19 protein-coding genes are annotated in these 21,854 nt (G+C 45.4%); 15 read left to right on the top strand and 4 right to left on the bottom strand.

Annotated features, from left to right (window positions below; genetic code table 11):
- Window positions 1-26: 26 nt before the first annotated feature.
- On the bottom strand, window positions 27-497 hold the full coding sequence (locus tag OH463_RS17205; protein ID WP_005447499.1) for a zinc ribbon-containing protein: 471 nt from the start codon (window positions 495-497) through the stop codon (window positions 27-29).
- A gap of 155 nt (window positions 498-652) precedes the next feature.
- Between OH463_RS17205 and leuS the strand changes: the two genes are divergently transcribed.
- The 12 genes from leuS (at window position 653) to lipA (ending at window position 13,223) form a co-directional block, all read left to right on the top strand.
- Complete coding sequence (gene leuS, locus OH463_RS17210) at window positions 653-3,226, top strand: leucine--tRNA ligase (protein ID WP_009697741.1); 2,574 nt, start codon at window positions 653-655, stop codon at window positions 3,224-3,226.
- A 171-nt stretch (window positions 3,227-3,397) separates the two neighbouring features.
- Window positions 3,398-3,955, top strand: coding sequence for an LPS-assembly lipoprotein LptE (locus OH463_RS17215; RefSeq protein WP_009697740.1), 558 nt, complete (start codon window positions 3,398-3,400; stop codon window positions 3,953-3,955).
- Between the two features lie 5 nt (window positions 3,956-3,960).
- Window positions 3,961-4,980 (top strand): DNA polymerase III subunit delta, encoded by a 1,020-nt coding sequence (gene holA / locus OH463_RS17220; protein ID WP_269991780.1) that lies wholly within the window; start codon window positions 3,961-3,963, stop codon window positions 4,978-4,980.
- Between the two features lie 90 nt (window positions 4,981-5,070).
- Window positions 5,071-5,388, top strand: a complete 318-nt coding sequence (rsfS, locus tag OH463_RS17225; RefSeq protein ID WP_009697738.1) for a ribosome silencing factor — start codon at window positions 5,071-5,073, stop codon at window positions 5,386-5,388.
- Between the two features lie 4 nt (window positions 5,389-5,392).
- Window positions 5,393-5,863: a 23S rRNA (pseudouridine(1915)-N(3))-methyltransferase RlmH gene (gene rlmH, locus OH463_RS17230; protein ID WP_005447517.1), complete on the top strand. Its 471-nt coding sequence runs from the start codon at window positions 5,393-5,395 to the stop codon at window positions 5,861-5,863.
- A 29-nt stretch (window positions 5,864-5,892) separates the two neighbouring features.
- Window positions 5,893-7,818: a penicillin-binding protein 2 gene (gene mrdA, locus OH463_RS17235; RefSeq protein WP_005447519.1), complete on the top strand. Its 1,926-nt coding sequence runs from the start codon at window positions 5,893-5,895 to the stop codon at window positions 7,816-7,818.
- Window positions 7,818-8,939, top strand: coding sequence for a rod shape-determining protein RodA (gene rodA / locus OH463_RS17240; protein ID WP_005447521.1), 1,122 nt, complete (start codon window positions 7,818-7,820; stop codon window positions 8,937-8,939). The genes mrdA and rodA overlap by 1 nt, the downstream gene beginning before the upstream one ends.
- A 3-nt stretch (window positions 8,940-8,942) precedes the next feature.
- Complete coding sequence (locus OH463_RS17245; RefSeq protein WP_009697737.1) at window positions 8,943-9,746, top strand: septal ring lytic transglycosylase RlpA family protein; 804 nt, start codon at window positions 8,943-8,945, stop codon at window positions 9,744-9,746.
- A gap of 92 nt (window positions 9,747-9,838) precedes the next feature.
- Window positions 9,839-11,017 (top strand): serine hydrolase, encoded by a 1,179-nt coding sequence (locus tag OH463_RS17250; protein ID WP_005447533.1) that lies wholly within the window; start codon window positions 9,839-9,841, stop codon window positions 11,015-11,017.
- Between the two features lie 126 nt (window positions 11,018-11,143).
- The gene (ybeD, locus tag OH463_RS17255) at window positions 11,144-11,422 is read left to right on the top strand and encodes a DUF493 family protein YbeD (protein ID WP_005384135.1); all 279 of its coding nucleotides are present in this window, start codon (window positions 11,144-11,146) and stop codon (window positions 11,420-11,422) included.
- 176 nt (window positions 11,423-11,598) lie between these two features.
- The gene (lipB, locus tag OH463_RS17260; RefSeq protein WP_005447534.1) at window positions 11,599-12,261 is read left to right on the top strand and encodes a lipoyl(octanoyl) transferase LipB; all 663 of its coding nucleotides are present in this window, start codon (window positions 11,599-11,601) and stop codon (window positions 12,259-12,261) included.
- Window positions 12,258-13,223 (top strand): lipoyl synthase, encoded by a 966-nt coding sequence (gene lipA / locus OH463_RS17265; RefSeq protein ID WP_005447535.1) that lies wholly within the window; start codon window positions 12,258-12,260, stop codon window positions 13,221-13,223. The genes lipB and lipA overlap by 4 nt, the downstream gene beginning before the upstream one ends.
- 306 nt (window positions 13,224-13,529) lie before the next feature.
- Here lipA and glyA read toward each other — a convergent pair whose 3' ends face one another.
- Window positions 13,530-14,780, bottom strand: coding sequence for a serine hydroxymethyltransferase (gene glyA, locus OH463_RS17270; protein WP_005440106.1), 1,251 nt, complete (start codon window positions 14,778-14,780; stop codon window positions 13,530-13,532).
- Between the two features lie 347 nt (window positions 14,781-15,127).
- On the opposite strand from glyA, the gene OH463_RS17275 reads away from it, so the two are divergent.
- The 3 genes from OH463_RS17275 (at window position 15,128) to OH463_RS17285 (ending at window position 18,378) form a co-directional block, all read left to right on the top strand.
- The gene (locus OH463_RS17275; protein WP_005447540.1) at window positions 15,128-15,730 is read left to right on the top strand and encodes a YitT family protein; all 603 of its coding nucleotides are present in this window, start codon (window positions 15,128-15,130) and stop codon (window positions 15,728-15,730) included.
- A gap of 90 nt (window positions 15,731-15,820) precedes the next feature.
- On the top strand, window positions 15,821-17,347 hold the full coding sequence (locus OH463_RS17280; RefSeq protein ID WP_005447542.1) for a winged helix-turn-helix domain-containing protein: 1,527 nt from the start codon (window positions 15,821-15,823) through the stop codon (window positions 17,345-17,347).
- A 131-nt stretch (window positions 17,348-17,478) separates the two neighbouring features.
- Window positions 17,479-18,378 carry a hypothetical protein gene (locus OH463_RS17285; RefSeq protein ID WP_009697735.1) on the top strand — a complete coding sequence of 300 codons (900 nt, stop codon included), beginning with the start codon at window positions 17,479-17,481 and terminating at the stop codon, window positions 18,376-18,378.
- Between the two features lie 98 nt (window positions 18,379-18,476).
- Here the strand turns inward: OH463_RS17285 and treC are convergent, their stop codons facing one another.
- The gene (gene treC, locus OH463_RS17290) at window positions 18,477-20,162 is read right to left on the bottom strand and encodes an alpha,alpha-phosphotrehalase (protein ID WP_009697734.1); all 1,686 of its coding nucleotides are present in this window, start codon (window positions 20,160-20,162) and stop codon (window positions 18,477-18,479) included.
- A 92-nt stretch (window positions 20,163-20,254) separates the two neighbouring features.
- Complete coding sequence (treB, locus tag OH463_RS17295; RefSeq protein WP_269991783.1) at window positions 20,255-21,679, bottom strand: PTS trehalose transporter subunit IIBC; 1,425 nt, start codon at window positions 21,677-21,679, stop codon at window positions 20,255-20,257.
- Between the last annotated feature and the right edge of the window lie 175 nt (window positions 21,680-21,854).

Here is a 21,854-nt window from a genome sequence, read left to right on the forward strand (position 1 = left end):
CTTTTTTACGTTTGTTAAAGCTGTTCTTATGGCTTGAGAGACTGACGACTAAAGCCAGTATGATTGCACTTAATGCATGGAATGATCACAGTTGGGTGGTTATATGTCGTCTTATGACCACATTCATCGCAGACCAATGTGCCAAGTCCAATCACCTCTCCCGCCTCATAAAGACCTTGATGTTCTAAGTCATCAAACAGTTCAACCCACTCCACTTTGGTTCGGTCTGTAATTTCGAGCAAACCTTGCCAAACGGAATCGGCAATTGTGAGATAGAAGGGTCCACTCTTACCTTCTTCATAGCTATCAGAAAACTCTTTTAAATCGGCTTTGACATAAGCTGATATCAGTGAGAGCTCGTCTTTGGTCATGTCGTTGGCAGCATCCACCACTTTGCCCGACGTTTCGAATACTTTGTTAACTTCATCCGGACTGTGCTTCAAGGTTTCAATCACATCCTCGAGCATTTCCTCATAACCTGCTTTACGTTTAGGCATAACTGACCTCCATCTTTCTACTACCAAGCACCATTTCAAGGCGTATGGGTACAGATTGGCTATTGTTGTGATCCCTAGCTTTAGGTATTCTATGACGATCTATTTAAGTCTGTTCTAACCGAACTCACAAATTCCAAGATAACCGGATACCATCGATGCAAGAACAATACAATCCACAAGACCTTGAACAGAAAGTTCAAAAGCACTGGGATGACAACAAGACCTTTGTTGTAAGTGAAGACCCAAATAAAGAAAAATTCTACTGTCTATCCATGTTCCCATACCCAAGTGGTCGACTGCACATGGGTCACGTGCGCAACTACACCATCGGTGACGTAGTATCTCGTTTCCAACGCCTACAAGGCAAAAACGTAATGCAACCAATCGGTTGGGATGCATTTGGTCTACCTGCAGAAAACGCAGCAGTGAAAAACAACACTGCACCTGCACCATGGACTTACGAAAACATCGAATACATGAAGAACCAACTTAAGCTTCTTGGCTTTGGTTACGATTGGAACCGTGAATTCGCAACATGTACACCTGAGTACTACCGTTGGGAACAAGAGTTCTTCACTAAGCTTTACGAGAAAGGTCTGGTTTACAAAAAGACTTCTTCTGTTAACTGGTGTCCAAACGACCAAACTGTTCTTGCGAACGAGCAGGTTGAAGATGGCTGCTGCTGGCGTTGTGACACTCCAGTAGAGCAAAAAGAAATTCCTCAGTGGTTCATTAAGATCACAGAATACGCTCAAGAGTTGCTGGACGATCTAGACAAACTTGAAGGTTGGCCAGAAATGGTGAAAACCATGCAGCGCAACTGGATCGGCCGTTCTGAAGGTGTTGAGCTCAAGTTTGAAGTCAAGGGTCAACAAGACCTAGAAGTTTACACAACACGTCCAGACACGCTAATGGGCGTCACTTACGTTGGTATCGCTGCAGGTCACCCTCTAGCGACTATCGCGGCTGAGAACAACCCAGAACTTGCTGCGTTCATCGAAGAGTGTAAGAACACCAAAGTAGCAGAAGCTGAACTGGCGACAATGGAGAAGAAAGGTATGGCGACTGGCCTTACTGCTATTCACCCATTGAACGGTCGTGAAGTTCCTGTTTACGTAGCAAACTTCGTACTGATGGACTACGGTACAGGCGCTGTAATGGCAGTACCTGCACACGACCAACGTGACTTCGAGTTCGCAACTAAGTACGGTCTAGACATCGTGCCTGTTATCAAGCCGGTTGATGGCAGCGAGCTAGACATCTCTGAAGCGGCATACACTGAGAAAGGTGTACTGTTCGATTCAGGTGAATTCGACGGTCTAGAATTCCAAGCGGCATTCGATGCAATTGCAGCGAAGCTAGAAGCAGAAGGCAAAGGCACTAAGACTGTTAACTTCCGTCTACGTGACTGGGGTGTATCTCGCCAACGTTACTGGGGTGCACCAATCCCAATGGTAACCACTGAAGACGGTGAAGTTCACCCAGTACCCGCTGACCAGCTACCTGTTATTCTTCCAGAAGACGTAGTAATGGATGGCGTTACTAGCCCAATTAAAGCAGACAAAGAGTGGGCAAAGACAACCTTTAACGGCGAACCTGCTCTACGTGAGACAGATACATTCGATACGTTCATGGAGTCTTCTTGGTACTACGCTCGTTACTGTTCACCACAAGCTGATGACATCCTAGATCCAGAAAAAGCGAACTACTGGCTACCAGTAGACCAGTACATCGGTGGTATCGAGCACGCTTGTATGCACCTACTGTACTCTCGCTTCTTCCACAAACTGCTGCGTGATGCAGGCTACGTAACGTCTGACGAGCCATTCAAGCAACTACTGTGTCAAGGCATGGTACTAGCGGACGCGTTCTACTTCGAGAACGAGAAAGGCGGTAAAGAGTGGGTTGCACCAACTGACGTTAAAGTTGAACGTGACGGTAAAGGTCGCATCACTTCTGCAACGGATAACGAAGGTCGCAACGTTGAACACTCAGGCATGATCAAAATGTCTAAGTCCAAGAACAACGGTATTGACCCTCAAGAGATGGTAGACAAGTACGGCGCAGACACAGTACGTCTATTCATGATGTTCGCGTCTCCAGCAGACATGACACTTGAGTGGCAAGAGTCTGGCGTAGAAGGTGCTAACCGCTTCCTGAAACGTGTTTGGAAACTAGTAAACGAGCACACATCAAAAGGTGCAGCAGAAGCAGTAGATGCAGCAGCACTTTCTGGTGACCAAAAAGCTCTTCGTCGTGACGTTCACAAAACTATCGCGAAAGTGACTGATGATATTGCTCGTCGTCAAACGTTCAACACAGCAATCGCTGCAATCATGGAACTGATGAACAAGCTAGCGAAAGCGCCTCAAGAATCTGCGCAAGATCGTGCAATCCTTGATGAGGCTCTAAAAGCTGTTGTTGCAATGCTTTACCCAATCACTCCGCACATCTCATACGAACTATGGGCTGCGCTAGGTGAAGCAGACATCGACAATGCTGTATGGCCAACGTTCGACGAGAAAGCACTTGTTGAGGACGAGAAGACTATCGTTGTTCAAGTTAACGGCAAACTGCGTGCGAAACTGACTGTAGCGGCTGACGCAACGAAAGAACAAGTTGAAGAGCTTGGTCTAAATGACGAAAACGTTACTAAGTTCACAGATGGTCTAACAATCCGTAAAGTAATTTACGTACCAGGTAAACTGTTGAACATCGTTGCTAACTAGTCTTTCACGACAAACGATACGTAGTTAGCAATAACTCAAAGCAGAGCGAACTTATTCGCCTGTAAAGAGTCATTAAACAGGGTAGTTCGCTACCCTGTTTATTTACCTCAAGCCATTCATGCTGAGTGGTTTAAGGTAAATAACCCCTTCAATTTAGGATGAATACAATCAATGCGCTTTTTCTCTTTGATTAAACTACCAGTGGTTTTGGTATTAGCGGGGCTTCTTTCTGCCTGTGGTTTCCACCTTCGTGGCGAATACTCGGTTCCGGAAGAACTGCATACCATGTCTTTCACTAGCTACGATGAATACAGCCCATTGACGCGTTATATTCGCGCTCAACTTGAATTGAACAAAGTAGATTTAGTACAACCATCTTCAAGTACACCAAATCTGCACCTGATCGAAGCGACTATCGACGAACGTACACTATCGCTGTACCAAAACAGTCGTGCGGCAGAGAAAGAACTGACTTATGTAGTGAAATACCGTGTGACCATTCCTGGCTTCGGTGCAAAAGACTTCAAAACAACCGTAAACCGCAACTACCTTGATAACCCATTAACAGCATTGGCGAAGTCGGTAGAACGTGACGTTATCGAAGACGAAATGCGTCAACAAGCGGCGAGTCAAATGATGCGTCAGCTAGGTCGAGTTCGTGCGGAATACGAACAAGGTCAACCTACCCCTGATGTGATGAAGACTAACTCTACGAACACTAACTCTTAATCAGAATGCGAATTTTTGCCGACAAGCTGGCTGACCATCTAGCGAAACACATCAAACAGGTTTACCTGATTTTTGGTAATGAACCTCTGCTGATTCAAGAAAGTCGCCAAGCGATCCAAACAATGGCGCACCAGCAAGGTTTTGAAGAAAGACACCGTTTCGCGGTTGACGCTAGTTTAGATTGGAACCAAGTATATGATTGTTTCCAAGCACTAAGCCTATTTTCCAGTCGCCAACTAATTGAACTTGAGCTACCAGAAAGCGGCGTAACGACAACAGTTAGTAAAGAACTGCAAACCCTATGTGAAATGCTACACGACGACATTATGCTGGTGATCGTGGGCAGTAAACTGACAAAAGCCCAAGAAAACGCAAAATGGTTTAAAGCGCTGAGTGCAAAAGGTGATTGGGTAAGCTGCCAAACACCAGATCTGCAACGTTTGCCGATGTTCGTACAGGCTCGTTGCCGCACATTAGGGCTAAAAGCAGATCAGCAATCACTGCAAATGTTGGCACAGTGGCATGAAGGGAACTTGTTCGCGCTCTCACAAAGCTTAGAGAAGCTCGCTTTACTCTACCCAGATGGCGAACTGACGGTTGTGCGTCTTGAAGAAGCCTTGAGCCGACACAACCACTTTACGACTTTCCATTGGATTGACGCTCTCCTTGCTGGGAAAGCCAACCGAGCACAACGCATTTTGCGCCAGCTTGAAGCCGAAGGCACAGAGACAGTCATCCTTATCCGTAGTGTACAGAAAGAGTTCAACCAATTACTTAACATGCATCGAGACCTTACCCAAATGGGCATGAATCAGGTGTTTGAAAAGCATCGAGTGTGGCAAAATAAACGCCCATTCTATAATGCTGCGCTGACTCGCCTGTCAGCCTCAAGAATTTGTGCCCTTTTATCTTTGCTCACACATGCTGAGATAAAAGCCAAAACCCAATACGATGAATCTGTGTGGCCAACTATCCATCAATTGAGCCTAGAAACCTGCTCTCCTGATATTAAGCTGGCAATTTAGCTTTCAAAGCGTGATATAGTGCGCGACCAGTTTTAACTCAACGAGATTAAAACGCCCACAGACAAAAAAGAAAATACCGAGGAAAACCGAGTGCTTCGCGAAGAACTTAAAGACTTTTTAGCCGATAAAGCCGACGACATGAAAGCGGAAGAGATTGTTATTCTGAATGTTGAAGGCAAATCAAGCGTGACAGATTACATGATCATTTGTACTGGCACGTCGAAGCGTCACGTTTCATCTATCGCTGATCACGTTGCATCTGAAGTGAAGAAAGCTGGTCTAGAGCCACTAGGTATGGAAGGCGAAAATGAAGGTGAATGGGTTGTCCTAGACATGGGCGACGCAATGCTTCATGTGATGCAAGAAGAGCATCGCGAGCTATACCAACTAGAAAAACTCTGGGGTTAATCTTTTGAAAATTCAACTAATTGCCGTTGGCACCAAAATGCCAAAATGGGTCGAAGAAGGTTTTCAAGAATACCGTCGTCGCTTCCCACATGATATGCCACTTGAGTTGGTTGAAATCCCTGCGGGCAAACGTGGCAAAAATGCAGACATCGCACGCATCTTACAAAAAGAAGGCGAAGCGATGTTGGCTGCGGTACCTAAAGGTGCGCGTATCGTCACTCTCGATATTCCAGGGAAAAAGTGGGATACCCCACAGCTAGCAGAACAGCTAGAAGCATGGAAACTAGATGGTCGTGACGTGTCGATCCTAATCGGTGGTCCTGAAGGCTTAGCGCCAGCTTGTAAAGCCGCAGCAGATCAAAGTTGGTCACTGTCAGCACTGACACTACCACACCCACTTGTGCGTATCGTGATGGCAGAGAGTTTATACCGAGCGTGGAGCATTACTGCTAACCACCCTTACCACCGCGAATAATCGCTACTTAGCTGTAGAGACAAGCGTTAATGATTCGTAAACGCCGCAGTCAAATTCGAGATTACCAAGCAGAAGCGCGTCTATTTTCTAGTCGCGCTATTGTTGCATTTATAGGTATCGTAATTTTGATGGGCTTGCTGGTTGCCAACATGTACAACATTCAGGTAAACCAGTTCCAAGACTATAAAACCCGTTCTAATGACAACCGCATTAAAGTGGTTCCTATTGCACCAAACCGTGGTTTGATCTACGACCGCAATGGTGTTCTGCTCGCTGAAAACCGCCCCGTCTTTAACCTGGAACTGACCCCAGAAAAAATCAAAGACATTGACGGCACCATCAAAGAGCTACAAACCATCCTTGAAATCACACCAGAGCAAATCGAACGCTTCCAACGTGAGCGTAAGCGTACTCGTCGCTTCAAGTCAGTTCCGTTGTTGACTCAATTGGATGAAAACCAAGTTGCTGTTTTCTCTGTCAATCAATACCGTTTCCCGGGCGTTGAGATTAGCGCTACGCTAAAGCGTTACTACCCATTCAGCGAAGTACTGACCCATGTGATTGGCTATGTTTCTCGTATTAACGACCGCGACATGCAGCGCTTAGTGCGCGAAGAAAAAGACGCCAACTACCAAGCAACTCGTGACATCGGTAAGTTAGGTATCGAGAAGTACTACGAGGACCTATTGCACGGTACGGCGGGTTACCAAGAAGTGGAAGTAAACAGCCGCGGACGTGTCATTCGTACTTTGAAATACGTTCCACCTGTGCCAGGTAAAGACATCGTCTTAAACCTCGATATCAACCTACAGCTCTATGTGCATCAGTTATTAGATGGACGTCGTGGTAGCGCGGTAGTGCTCGACCCTCGAGACAATGGTGTATTGGCTATGGTTTCTAGCCCAAGCTACGATCCAAATGCGTTCGTACACGGGATCTCAGGTAAAGCATACCGAGCACTATTAAACGATAAAAACCGTCCATTGGTGAACCGCACAACGCTTGGTATTTACCCACCAGCTTCAACCATCAAACCCTTCATTGCTGTAGCGGCTCTGGAAGAAGGTGTTGTGACACCGAAAACCACCCGAAACGATCCTGGTTACTGGCGAATTCCAAATTCAGATACTCGTCCATTCCGTGACTGGCTACGTTGGGGTCATGGTCGCGTCGACATCATCAAATCAATTGAAGAATCCGTCGATACCTTCTTCTACCAAATTGCCTACGACATGGGCATTGATCGCCTATCGAATTGGATGATGATGTTTGGTTTTGGCGATTATACGGGCATCGACATTTACGAAGAAAGTAAGGCAAACATGCCAACTCGTGAATGGAAAATGGCTCGTCATAAAACACCTTGGTACAAGGGCGACACTATCCCTGTTGGTATTGGGCAAGGTTACTGGACAGCAACACCAATGCAGATAGCGAAAGCGACCTCAGTATTGGTTAACGAAGGCGCTGTAACAGCACCTCACTTGCTAAAAGCAACCATCGACAACGGTGGCGACTTTGAGGAGCAAGAAAGCTCTGAATACGAAACCTACCCTCCTATCCAAAATGTGCCAGACAAATACTGGAATATGGCGAAGGAAGGCATGCGTTTGGTTAACCACGGTCCAAAAGGTACTGCTCGTCGCTCTTTCTATAATATGGATTACCAAACTGGTGGTAAGTCAGGGACCGCTCAGGTATTTGGTCTTGCAGAAGACGAAGAGTACAACGCAGATGAAGTCGCAGAACATTTACGTGACCACGCGTTGTTTACCGGTTTTGCGCCATTCGATGATCCAAAAGTCGTCGTATCAGTGGTACTGGAAAACGCAGGTGGTGGTTCGAGTAACGGCGCGCCTGTTGTGAGAAAGATCTTCGACCGTGTCATCCTTGGTCCTGAAAAAATCGAGTCAGATGAAGAACAAAACAATGCGAAGAAAGAGGTAGCGCAGTGATGAAAATGGATCCCTCTACAGGCAAAAACCGTGCTCTGTTTGAACGCTTCCATATCGACTTGCCGTTGTTACTCGGCATCTTTGCGTTGATGGGCTTTGGTCTTGTCATCATGTACAGTGCCAGTGGTCAAAGTTTGGCGATGATGGATCGTCAAGCAATGCGCATGGTGCTGTCACTGGTTGTCATGATCGTATTGGCACAGATCTCGCCCAGAACCTATGAGAGCCTTGCTCCATTAATGTTTGTTGGTGGCGTTATTCTGTTGTTTGGCGTGCTCTTCTTTGGTGAAGCCTCCAAAGGCGCCCAACGCTGGCTCAATCTTGGTTTTGTTCGTTTCCAGCCCTCAGAGCTCCTTAAGCTTGCCGTACCTTTAATGGTGGCGCGCTACATCGGTCGTCAACCACTTCCTCCGACGTTCAAAACGCTCATTGTTGCACTAATCATGGTTTGTCTACCAACCATTCTTATTGCAAAACAGCCGGACCTTGGTACTTCAATTCTGATCGCCGCTTCTGGTATTTTCGTTATCTTCCTTGCGGGTATTAGTTGGAAAATCATTGCCGCTGCCGCCATTGCTCTGGGAGGTTTTATTCCTATTTTGTGGTTCTTCCTGATGCGCGAATACCAAAAGGTACGTGTGCGCACTCTATTTAATCCAGAGTCAGACCCTCTTGGTGCCGGCTATCACATTATCCAAAGTAAGATTGCAATCGGCTCTGGTGGTATTTCAGGCAAAGGTTGGCTGCAAGGTACACAATCTCAATTAGAATTTCTTCCAGAGCGACACACTGACTTTATCTTTGCAGTAATCGCTGAGGAATGGGGTATGATTGGCTTCCTTTGCCTATTAGCCATCTACCTATTTATTATCGGTCGAGGTCTCTACCTCGCAAGCCAAGCACAAACAGCGTTTGGTCGAATGATGGCGGGCAGTATTGTACTCAGCTTCTTCGTGTATATTTTTGTAAATATCGGCATGGTAAGTGGCATCCTACCTGTAGTAGGCGTACCTTTACCGTTGATCAGTTATGGTGGTACTTCAATGGTGACACTGATGGCTGGTTTTGGCATTCTTATGTCGATCCATACACACCGAAAAGCATTCTCTAAGGCGACCTAGACCATGCAAAAACGCGCTTTATATTCCTTAGTTTTTTCTGCTTTGATTTTGGCGGGTTGTTCATCCACCGATCAAAAAACGCAGGAAGGACGTTATGAACTTGAATCTGATGTAGCTCCAGAAAAGCCATTATCAGTCGAGCACATTGAGGATGCGCACCCAAAATACGAACCATACAGCTTAGGTGGTAACAGCGATTACAACCTTCGAGGTTCAGACTACAAAATCGTTCGTGATGCAAAAGGCTTTACGGAAAAAGGTCGTGCCTCTTGGTACGGCAAGAAGTTCCAAGGTCATTTAACCTCGAATGGCGAGATTTACGACATGTACTCGATGACTGCTGCACACAAAACGCTGCCATTACCGAGCTACGTGAAAGTCACCAATACCGACAATGGTAAATCCACGGTTGTGCGAGTTAACGACCGAGGTCCTTTCCATGAGGGTCGCATCATTGATTTGAGCTACGCGGCAGCTTACAAGCTTGACGTAGTGAAAACTGGGACGGCGAACGTAGAGATCGAAGTCATCATGGTGGATAAACCGACCGATGAAAAGTCGTTAGCGGCCCATCCTAAGTACGTCATTCAGGTTGCTTCTTCAAAATATGAAGATCGAGCGCGAACTTTAGGCCAAGAGCTTGGTCAAAAGCTGGATACGGAAACTTTCTTGGAGTCCACGGAAGGTTCGTATCGCTTGTTGTTAGGTCCATATACTGACTATTCTCTGACGCAAGCCACACTGGATAAAGTAAAGTTGCTCGGCTATTCGTCCGCATTTATTAAAAAACACAAAACTGGCAAATGACCTTGGTGTCATGATTTTCTATGCAGAGCCCCTCTTACATAAGTGGGGATTCTGTTAAGATGTCGACAGTTAACCAAAAAATTTGAATTACCATGAATAAAAATAAGTTTGTGAAATCTATTCTCGTTTCTTCGGTTGCACTATCAGCAACCATCGCTCAATCTGCTTTTGCTTCACCAGTTGTTGTCCCAGATGCTCCTCAAATCGCGGCCAAAGGCTACGTACTTATGGATTACAACTCAGGTAAAGTTCTGGCTGAGAAAGAGATGAACACAAAATTGTCTCCTGCTAGTCTGACAAAAATGATGACCAGCTACGTAATTGGCCAAGAGCTAGCGCGTGGTAATATTTCAGAAGACGATGATGTAACCATCAGTAAGAATGCTTGGGCGAAAAACTTCCCTGACTCTTCAAAAATGTTCATTGAAGTTGGCACGACGGTAAAAGTAAAAGACCTGAACCGTGGCATCATCATCCAATCTGGTAACGATGCGTGTGTGGCAATGGCTGAACACATTGCTGGTTCAGAAGATGCATTCGTTGATCTGATGAATGCTTGGGCAGATACGATCGGTATGACGAACACGCACTTTGCGAACGTTCACGGTCTAGACAACCCTAACCTATACTCAACACCTTATGATATGGCACTGCTTGGTAAAGCACTGATCCGTGACGTACCAGACGAGTACCGTATCTACTCTCAAAAGAAATTCACTTACAACGGCATCACTCAGTACAACCGTAACGGTCTACTGTGGGATAAGAGCATGAATGTTGACGGTATCAAAACGGGTCACACAAGCAATGCTGGTTACAGCCTAGTAAGCTCTGCAACAGAAGGTCAAATGCGCCTAGTTGCGGTTGTGATGGGAACAAAAGATGCGAATGCACGTAAATCAGAAAGTAAAAAGCTTCTGAGCTACGGTTTCCGTTTCTTCGAAACAGTGGCACCTCATAAAGCGGGTGAAACTTTCGTAGAAGAAAAAATCTGGATGGGTAACAAAGACACCATTGCTCTGGGTCTTGACCAAGATACCTACGTAACCCTACCTCGGGGCGAAGCAAAGAACCTAAAAGCAAGCTTCGTACTTGAAAAAGAACTTGAAGCCCCAATTAAGAAAGGTGATGTAGTTGGTAAGCTATACTATCAAATTGATGGTGAAGATATTGCTGAGTATCCACTAATGGCACTGGAAACAGTAGACCAAGGCAGCCTATTTAGCCGCATGTGGGACTACATCGTATTGTTGTTTAAGAGCTTCTTCTAACAGTCGCTTCTGACCAACAAACAAGTCTACAAAGCCGCCAACTAGGGCGGCTTTGTTAATCTTGAGTTCACCCTAATTTGACTGTACTATTTCGCACCGCAACGAATACCAACTGGAGTTACCGATATGCTAACCATCAACTCTGATGCAAAATTGAAAGACCTGCTTGAGTTCCCTTGTTCATTTACTTACAAGGTAATGGGTCATGCAAAGCCTGAGCTTCCAGAGCTAGTTCTAGAAGTTATCCAGCGCCATGCTCCAGGTGACTACAGCCCAACAGTAAAACCAAGTGCTAAGGGCAACTACCACTCGGTGTCTATCAACATCACTGCAACGTCTATCGAGCAGGTTGAAACCCTATACAAAGAACTGGGTGAAATCGACATCGTACGCATGGTTCTATAATTTTTTGATAAATTAAATTTTTTTTGAAAGCAGCTTCGGCTGCTTTCTTTTTATTTATCATACAGATAATACAAACCACTCGAACTTTCAGTTAAAAATCTGTTACTCAGCTGTAGAGCATCAGGGTCATCCGGTTTATAATCCAAAAACTTTATATATTATCGACAGGAATTCCCATGCAACACCAACTTGTTGTGAAACGACTTGGACGCCAAGATTATGAGCCTGTATGGAAGGCGATGCATGAGTTTACTGACCAACGCACAGACGACACGCCTGATGAAGTTTGGTTGGTAGAACATAACCCAGTATTCACTCAAGGTCAGGCAGGTAAAGCCGAGCACCTGATTAATACCGGAGATATTCCTGTTGTTCAAAGCGATCGTGGCGGTCAGGTGACTTATCATGGTCCGGGTCAATTAGTCGCGTACTTCTTGATCAACCTACGTCGCAAAAAATTAGGAGTGCGAGATCTCGTTACGCACATCGAGAACCTCGTTATTAACACTCTTAAGGCATACAATATCGATTCTGCTGCACGACCTGATGCCCCTGGCGTTTATGTCGGCGGTAAAAAAATATGTTCTCTCGGACTTCGCATTCGAAAAGGGTGCTCATTCCACGGTCTAGCGTTGAACGTTAATATGGACTTAGGTCCTTTTTTACGTATTAACCCATGTGGCTACGAAGGAATGGAGATGGTTCAAGTCAGCCAAGTTGGCGGTCCTGAAGACATCGAAGCCGTGGAAAAACAACTAATACAAGAACTCGTTACTTTGCTTGATTACGAGCAAGTAGATTTCAGCACAGAAGCACCTTCTCAAGGTAACAAAGCATGAGCAAACCAATCCAGATGGAAAAAGGCGTTAAATACCGCGACGCCGACAAGATGGCATTGATTCCCGTAAAGAACATGCCAACAGAGCAGAAAGAAGTGCTACGTAAGCCTGATTGGATGAAGATCAAGCTACCAGCCGACAGCCAACGTATTCAAGACATCAAATCAGCAATGCGTAAGAACAACCTTCACTCTGTATGTGAAGAAGCGTCTTGCCCTAACCTAGCTGAGTGTTTTAACCACGGTACGGCAACTTTCATGATCCTTGGTGCGATCTGTACTCGCCGTTGTCCTTTCTGTGACGTTGCCCATGGTCGTCCGCTTGCTGTTGAAGCTGAAGAACCAAAGAAACTTGCGAAAACCATCGCAGACATGAAACTGAAGTACGTTGTAATCACTTCTGTTGACCGTGATGATTTGCGTGATGGTGGTGCAGAGCATTTTGCTAACTGTAACCGTGAAATTCGCGAACTAAACCCGCACATCAAGATTGAAACTCTGGTTCCTGACTTCCGTGGTCGTATGGACGTGGCACTTGATCTTATGAAAGACAACCCGCCGGATGTCTTCAACCACAACCTAGAAACCGCCCCTCGCCTTTACCGTAAAGCTCGCCCAGGCGCGAACTACAAGTGGTCATTGCAATTGCTGCAAAAATTCAAAGAGCAGCATCCAAATGTACCGACGAAATCAGGTCTAATGATGGGTCTTGGTGAAACCAAAGAAGAGATCGTCGAAGTACTAAAAGATCTTCGTGCACATGGCGTAACTATGCTGACACTTGGTCAGTACCTAGCACCAAGCCGTCACCACTTGCCAGTAGAACGTTACGTTCCACCTTCAGAGTTTGATGAGCTAAAAGAGATTGCACTAGAACTTGGCTTCACCCACGCAGCGTGTGGTCCATTTGTTCGCTCTTCTTACCATGCTGATATGCAGGCTCAAGGTATTGAAGTGAAATAAGCTCTCGCTTGTTTTGATAAGAAAAGGTTGGCTCTGTGCCAACCTTTTTTGTCTCCATAGAACATAAAGCATCGTCGTTCGAACAATAACCCTACTGGTTAAAACCAAACTCGCTATTTCGAAGAACCTACGAGATATCAGGAATCTTGTTTCAACACTCTCTCTAAGCTGATGTTTCCATACGCTAGAAAAACAAAAAGGTCCTCAAACGAGGACCTTTCATCAATCAAATTATCACACTGAATCGCAGAAATAGAACGAGTCAGCCTGTACTACTTTGCAAAGAAAGCGAATTTACACAGAGAACTATGCGTAAACTGGTAGACGCTTACAGATCTCTAGAACTTTCTGCTTCGTCGCTTCGATAACTTCCTCGTTGCCGATGTTATCTAGAACATCACACATCCAGTTTGCTAGCTCTTTCGCGTCATCTTCAGTGAAGCCGCGGCGAGTAATTGCTGGCGTACCAACACGGATACCAGACGTTACGAATGGGCTGCGTGGGTCGTTTGGAACCGAGTTCTTGTTTACTGTGATGTTTGCTGCACCTAGTGCTGCATCTGCATCTTTACCTGTAATGTCTTTGTCGATTAGGTCAACTAGGAATAGGTGGTTCTCAGTACCGTTAGATACGATTTTGTAACCACGCTCTTGGAATTGACCAACCATTGCTTTCGCGTTTTTCACTACGTTAGCTTGGTAAGCTTTGAATTCAGGTTCCATCGCTTCTTTGAACGCTACAGCTTTACCAGCAATAACGTGCATTAGAGGACCACCTTGGCCGCCAGGGAATACCGCTGAGTTCAGCTTCTTGTACAGCTCTTCACCTTCGTTAGAAAGGATAAGACCACCACGAGGACCTGCTAGCGTTTTGTGCGTCGTTGTTGTCACAACGTGAGCGTGTGGAACTGGAGTCGGGTACTCGCCTGCTGCGATTAGACCAGCAACGTGCGCCATGTCTACGAATAGGTAAGCATCAACTTTGTCTGCGATTTCACGCATGCGTTTCCAATCAACGATTTGCGAGTAAGCAGAAAAACCACCGATGATCATCTTAGGCTTGTGCTCAAGCGCTAGCTGTTCCATCTCGTCGTAGTTGATTTGACCTGCTTCGTCGATACCGTAAGGAATAACGTTGTAGTGCTTACCAGAGAAGTTTACTGGTGAACCGTGAGTTAGGTGACCACCGTGCGCTAGGCTCATACCTAGAACTGTGTCGCCTGGGTTTAGAAGCGCCATGTAAACTGCGCTGTTTGCTTGAGAACCTGAGTGAGGCTGTACGTTCGCGTACTCACAACCAAATAGTTGGCATGCACGATCGATTGCTAGTGCTTCAGCTTTATCTACGTACTCACAACCGCCGTAGTAACGCTTGCCTGGGTAGCCTTCAGCGTATTTGTTCGTTAGCTGAGAACCTTGAGCTTCCATTACACGTGGACTTGTGTAGTTTTCAGAAGCGATAAGTTCAATGTGTTCTTCCTGGCGAAGAGTCTCTTCCTGGATAGCTGCGAACAGTTCCGCATCGTAATCTGCGATGTTCATATCACGCTTAAGCATCTGTATCTCCTGACTCAGATTGGTACTGAAAGTTGCAAAAAAACTGAATAACGACCTAACGCAAACGTTTTCGTCGACCTAATGGCGCGCATTCTACATAATTTGATCTAGGTCATAAAGAGAAATTTACAATTTTTCTCATGCAGTTTTTTCATGGTGACAAGCAAGAAATATCATGACGATGTTGCAATCGTTTAACCATGATTCCCTGACTGTCAATTTTGTGCTTTACACCCTGTAAAACAACAATTACATAGGTTTACCGCAAATTTTACCCTCTAGCTACCGAAAAGATCATCTTTTTACTACTATGCACGCCCGAATTATCACAAACGACTGCATATTAGATGGAAAAACACTCAAGAAAAGAAGACTGGATGGCAATTCTTACAGGTACCTTTTTGGTAGCTCAAGGCGTTTTCTTTCTCCAATCCGCGAACCTCTTAACCGGAGGCACAACCGGATTGGCTCTGCTTATTAGCCAATTTACACCTTTTACGTTTGGTGTGCTTTACTTTTTAGCCAACTGTCCTTTTTACTTGCTCGCATGGAAACGCTTCGGTCGTCACTTTGCCATTAACAGTGCAATTTCTGGCGCTTTGGTTTCTATCTTTGCTGATCACCTGTATTTACTGATTTCATTGGAATCAATCAACGAAATTTACTGCGCGGTAGCGGGTGGCTTGCTGATGGGCTTGGGTATGTTGATCCTATTCCGTCATCGTTCAAGCTTGGGCGGCTTTAACGTATTGTGCTTATTCATCCAAGATAAGTTCGGTATTTCTGTAGGTAAATCCCAGATGGCAATTGACGCATGTATCTTGTTTGCGTCTTTCTTCTTCGTCACGCCTTGGGTTATTGGGTTGTCGATACTTGGAGCCTTCGCACTGAACCTCGTGCTTGCGATGAACCATAAACCGCATCGCTATTCGGTGAGCTACGGTTCATAGCCTTTCCATGATGATTGGAGCGCAATTTATAAGATTTTGCGCTCCAATGACTATATAATATCTCGCCATTCACTAATCACTCATGATGGTATGCGAGACTTTCTACAACAAGCCAAACAAACCAAAAGTCAGATTGCTATTGGCGAGCTTATCTACAATCCAGAGACTCAAACTCTGCATAAACAAGCAGTCAGTATCGATCTTGAGCCGCGTACCGTCGAGTTACTGGAGCTGTTGCTCACCAGTGTTGGACACCCACTCTCTGCTGAAACCATCATCGAGACCATTTGGCAAAGTAAGTTCATTTCAAAGAATGTCCTAACCAACCGAATCAGTACACTCAGAGCTTTGCTTCAAGAACACTTGCCGGAGCACGATGCAGCCAAATTGTTGGTCACCTACCCACGTAAAGGTTACTTCCTTAATCCAGCCAATATTCAATTGCTACCTCCAGCCCAGAAGGCTCAGCAAACCAAAGAGCCAGCTAAGAGCAACCTTGCCCCTGCGTCTCACAAATTCAAACTTGTTTATGGCTTATGCGCCGCACTTGCGCTAATGAGCATTGGGCTTGGGGTGACGCTGTGGCAACAGCAAGGCATTTCAACTCAGCAAACTCGAAACCAACTCTTAATCCCTAAAGTAGAATTGTTGCTGAACCGTGTTGATGCTATAGGCACCACTGCTCGTGAGTACCGAACTCTAGTGAAAGCGATCTTGTTGCAGCAACAAGTCGAGTATCCTTATACCGATATCGCTAACCAAGATGCGCCGAGCTACTTTCTCGATCCAATTAATGAAACCCCTTATTTCCCTGGCGCACGAAACATGCAAACCAGCGATTATCAGCTCAACATTGAGCTAAAAGATGACTCCACAGAAGGGGGACTCAAAGCACAAATGAACCTAATTTACCCAGCGACGGGCAAATTGGCGTTTCGTAATCAATACGAGCTCCGTATCAGTCATCTACAATCAGATATCTTTCGTATGCATGCAGATATCGCTCAATACTTTAATTTGCCTGCGCCTTCTCAGAGCAATTGGCAGTTAACCGATGCACACGAGAAGATGCTACTGGATGAGCAATTCTCAATGGATGGTATTAAAAACATGGATGAGTTTACTGCCATCACGATAGCTCGCCATCTCGCGTTGTACGAACAAAATCAAACCAAACTCGAAGGGTTTCTTTATCAAGTACAGTCCGAGTTCGATGCCTTACCCGATGAACTGAACTTATGGATGGGTATCCTCAATTACAAACTCGGCAATCTTGATAAGGCGAAAACCTTATTGACGACACCGGCGGGAGACTCATTAATTCAGAATGCCCTGATTTACACTTTTGTATCTCATATTGCCTACAAGCAAAATAAGCTTGATCAGTTCCGCTTAAATTACATGGAATCGCTCGTAGCTCTTTTACGTGTTATGCCTTCTGAAGAGTTATTCAGTCGTTTGTCTCAGCCGGAATCGAAAGAAACCTGCTTACAGCCTTGGAAGAAGTTGCGTGTCAGTATTAAAGAAAAGGAAATTGTGATGCGCTGGAAGGCATTAATTGAAGAATACTGCACCAATATCGAAGAAGACATTAACCCAGAAAAAACAAAGACCTAAATATAAAATTAAGCTTTCATTTAACTCTATTAGTTTTTGTTTTTTGCCCTTTTTCTCACTCAAAACTTAGCATGGCGACATTCAAATAACGGCTCGATTTATCAGCCTTCTAAAATTAGGAATGTAAACTCATGCTTAAAAAAATGACGCTTCTCGCAGCAGCTACGATCGCACTTTACGGCTGTGGAGGGGGCGGTTCTTCTTCTGGTTCTACAAGCGAAAGCAAAGGTCCACAATCAAGCTTCGACTACCCAATCCAAAACTCATCTTTCAAACCTGAAGCAAGTACAAAGCTTCACTACGTCACTTCTGCTGACGGTCAACAGGGCGAACCTATAACGATAAGCTTTGAGCCAATGGCTGTTCAAAAGCTCATCGACCGACTACGCGACACCCAGCAAGATGACCCTTTTATTCCCGTTATCCAACTTCTGGAAAACAACGGCATTACACAGTTCTACCTAGACAGTAGCGAGCAAGAAGGTAATACCATTTACTTCGCTGGTATTGACGGTGCGCTGCATGAAGTTACCGACCTTTATCTCATTGACTCTCTATCCAACGTCATGATGATGAACAGCAGCCCTCTATTTCGGTTAGAGGGGTCAACGGTGAAAGAGAAGGATCCAAACATTGATATCAGCAAACATCTCGTATCTGTAATCGTAGATTTGTCAGGAGAGCAAGTGAAACGCATGCTTGATTCCTTTGATGATAATCCTTGGGTAAACGCGTTAGCTGATAACGCTCAGTGTAAAACCACTTGGAGCCAACAAGTTGGAGAAACAGGTGCCCGTAAGACGTTTAATGTCTCCGGTAAATCGGTTGAAGCGGCATACCTAACCGAGAAAAATACTTATAACCTTGTATGTGACGGTATGGAATTGATCGATTCAAAAGAGTTTGAGAGTTCTGCTGAACGCTGGTTTAACCCAACTCTAGGATTCATTGAGCAAGTAGAACTGCTAAAGAGTGAACAGATTCAAGTGAGAGAAACGAAAGTAACTTTGAATAAGATCGAAAAAGCTTAATTCAGCCATCAAATCTTATTTAGATAAAAAGCAAAGGCTTTGGGGAGCACTCCAAAGCCTTTTGTTTAGGACCGAAATCCTTAGGGGAAGCTTAATTTTTACTCTTCAATCAGCAAGATGCGAGTTTCGTAAGGACGCAATACCTGATGACTAGAAGCAATCGCGCTGGTCGCATTTTGATAGTTGGAAAGCAGGTTCTTGGCTTTACTCATATCAAAACGATCTGGTAGTACACACTCCGCTTCTTCACCGTAGTAGTTGTTGATACATAGTAGCGTTTGCTTATCGTTCTGACGTGCGTAAGCAAAAATACGTTTGTGCTCAGGCAACAGGTCCTCGTAACGACCATCAGTGATCACCGGAACCTGTTTACGCAGTTCAATCAAGCGCTTGTAGAAGTAGAACACTGAGTTCAAATCAGCAATCGCCGCTTCCGCGTTGATTGCAGAATAGTTCTGAGCCACCTCTAGCCACGGCGTGCCTTCAGTAAAACCCGCATGTTTCGCGCTGTTCCATTGCATTGGGGTACGTGAATTATCACGCGACTTCTGCGCCAAAATCGCCATCATATCGTCGTGAGATACACCATCGCGATTAACCATGATTTCGTACATGTTCGTGCTTTCAACATCGCGATATTGGCTGATTTCGGTGTAGCCCGGGTTGGTCATGCCGATCTCTTCACCTTGATAAACATAAGGTGTGCCTTGCATCATGTGTACCGATGCCGCAAGCATTTTGGCAGATTCAACACGGTATTGTTCGTCGTTACCTAATCGGCTCACAACGCGTGGTTGGTCGTGGTTACACCAAAATAGCGCGCCCCACCCTTTGCCATTTAAGCCGGTTTGCCAATGGTTGAAGATCTGTTTTAGTTGGATGAAATCAAACGGCGCTTTCGTCCACTTATCACCATTCGGGTAATCGACTTTAAGATGGTGGAAATTGAACACCATTGACAGCTCTTTGCCATCTTGCGCTGAATACTGCTGACAATGCTCTAGCGTGGTGGACGACATTTCACCCACCGTCACGCTGCCATATTTTTGGAACACGGCTTCACTGATCTCTTGAAGATATTCATGTACGCGAGGACCATCCGTGTAGAAACGGCGACCATCACCAATATCGTCACTTGGGAAGTCTTGTTGCTTGGAAATCAGGTTGATAACGTCAAGACGAAAACCATCCACACCTTTTTCTGCCCAAAAGCTGATGACTTCTTTCACTTCTTCACGCACTACCGGGTTTTCCCAGTTTAGGTCCGCTTGCTCTTTAGCAAAAAGGTGCAAATAGTACTGACCCGTTTTTTCATCCAGCGCCCAAGCGTTGCCACCAAACTTAGATTGCCAGTTGTTTGGCTCTGCGCCATCAACCGGATCTTTCCAGATGTAGTAATCACGGTATGGGCTGTTTTTATCACCCAATGCCGATTGGAACCACTTATGTTCTGTCGAAGTATGATTCACCACGATATCCATGATGATTCGAATACCCAGCTGGTGAGCCTCAGCCAACAGGGTATCGAAATCTTGCATGGTGCCGAAATCTGGGTTGATCGCATAGTAATCGGAAATGTCATAACCGTTGTCGATCATTGGTGATTGATAAACCGGCGTCAGCCAAATCGCATCCACACCAAGGTGTTTTAGATAATCCAGCTTAGAAATGATCCCTTTAATATCGCCCGTGCCTTTACTTCCACTGTCACAAAAGCTTTTTGGGTAAATTTGGTAGATGGTTGCGGTTTTCCACCAGCTCTCATCATGCTTGGTCATTGCCATTTCTAACGCTCACTTACCATTAAACGGAAACTTAAAAATCTTAAAAAATAGAGGAGATAAACGAGGCAGCCAAATCGCTGCCTCAGTTTGAATTACGCGTTAGCGGTTTCTAACTCGCCTTTCATCTGTGCGCGCTTATACAACACAAGCGTCAGCGCTACTGGGACGACAATCGCCACCAACATCGCCAGAGCAAATACGCCCCAGAACTGCGGTTGGATAGACAAGATGCCCGGCAAACCGCCCACACCGATGCCGTTCGCCATCACACCTGCACTACCACAGATAGCAGCGGCAATCGCACTACCGATCATCGCGCTCAGCATTGGGAATTTGTATTTCAAGTTGATGCCGTACATCGCTGGCTCAGTCACACCAAGGTAAGCAGAGATAGCCGCAGGCACCGAGATATCACGCTCACCGTGTTTTTTACTGATGATAATGATGCCGACTACTGCAGACGCTTGAGCAATATTTGAAAGTGCAATCAAAGGCCAAATTGGCGTGCCACCTAGCTCTTGCATCAGTTGAAGATCAACCGCGTTAGTGGTGTGGTGAATACCGGTAATTACCAATGGCGCATATAGGAAACCGAAGATGGTTGAGCCAATCATTGCGAAGTCACCCGTCATGGCTGCTTTTGCTGCGAAAGCAACGCCGTCACCCAACATACGACCAAATGGACCAATGATAGAGTGCGCAAGAATCACAGACACGATGATAGAGACAAACGGCACGACCACGAGGTAGAGGTAAGAAGGAATGATGCGTTTTAAGTTGGTTTCAATAAACGCCAAAGCCATACCAGCAAGCATCGCTGGAATCACTTGCGCTTGATAGCCCACTTTCTCGATGGCGAATAAGCCAAAGTCCCATACTTCAGGCACTTGCTTACCAATTAAATAGGCGTTCATTAACTGTGGCGAAACCAGAGTCACGCCCAATGTGATACCCAGAATCGGAGTACCGCCAAGCTTTTTCACTGTCGACCAACACACGCCAACCGGTAGGAAGAAGAAGATCGCCTCACCAATTAGCCATAGGAAAGAGTGTACCGTTGCCCAAAACTGGCTGATTTCCGTTAGCGTTTGACCATCAAACATCTTGATGTCGCCAATCACGTTACGGAAACCAAGAATCAAACCACCGGTAATGATCGCTGGTAGCAGTGGTACAAAGATTTCAGCAAGGTGGGAAATACCACGCTCAACGATGTTCATGTTTTGACGAGCAGCGTTCTTAGATTCATCTTTGCTCGATTCACTTTTGCCGCTAAGCTCGATCAGTACTTTGTAAACCTCATCAACTTCAGTGCCGATAACGACCTGAAATTGACCGGCATTGGTAAAGCAGCCCTTCACCATAGACAGTGCATCTAACTGTTTTGTATCGGCTTTGTCAGTGTCATTCAACACGAAACGCAAGCGAGTTAAGCAGTGGCTTACACTGGCAATATTGTCCGATCCCCCGACCAGCTCAATAAGACGCTGTACATCTTGACGCGCAATCTTACTCATAACTTTGTCCACCCTGTATTGGATACATTCAATTCATCGTTTTATTTTTATAATGGGAACATTCCCACTCGATAATTTTAATATTGCCACTTCGCATTCAAAAACAAAATGGGAACAGTCCCATTAATTGAGAATGATCACAGTATAATTTTAGAGCAGATCATCGAAAGGAGGA

This window comes from Vibrio sp. NFR (genome assembly GCF_027587095.1).
Lineage (GTDB): Bacteria > Pseudomonadota > Gammaproteobacteria > Enterobacterales > Vibrionaceae > Vibrio > Vibrio harveyi.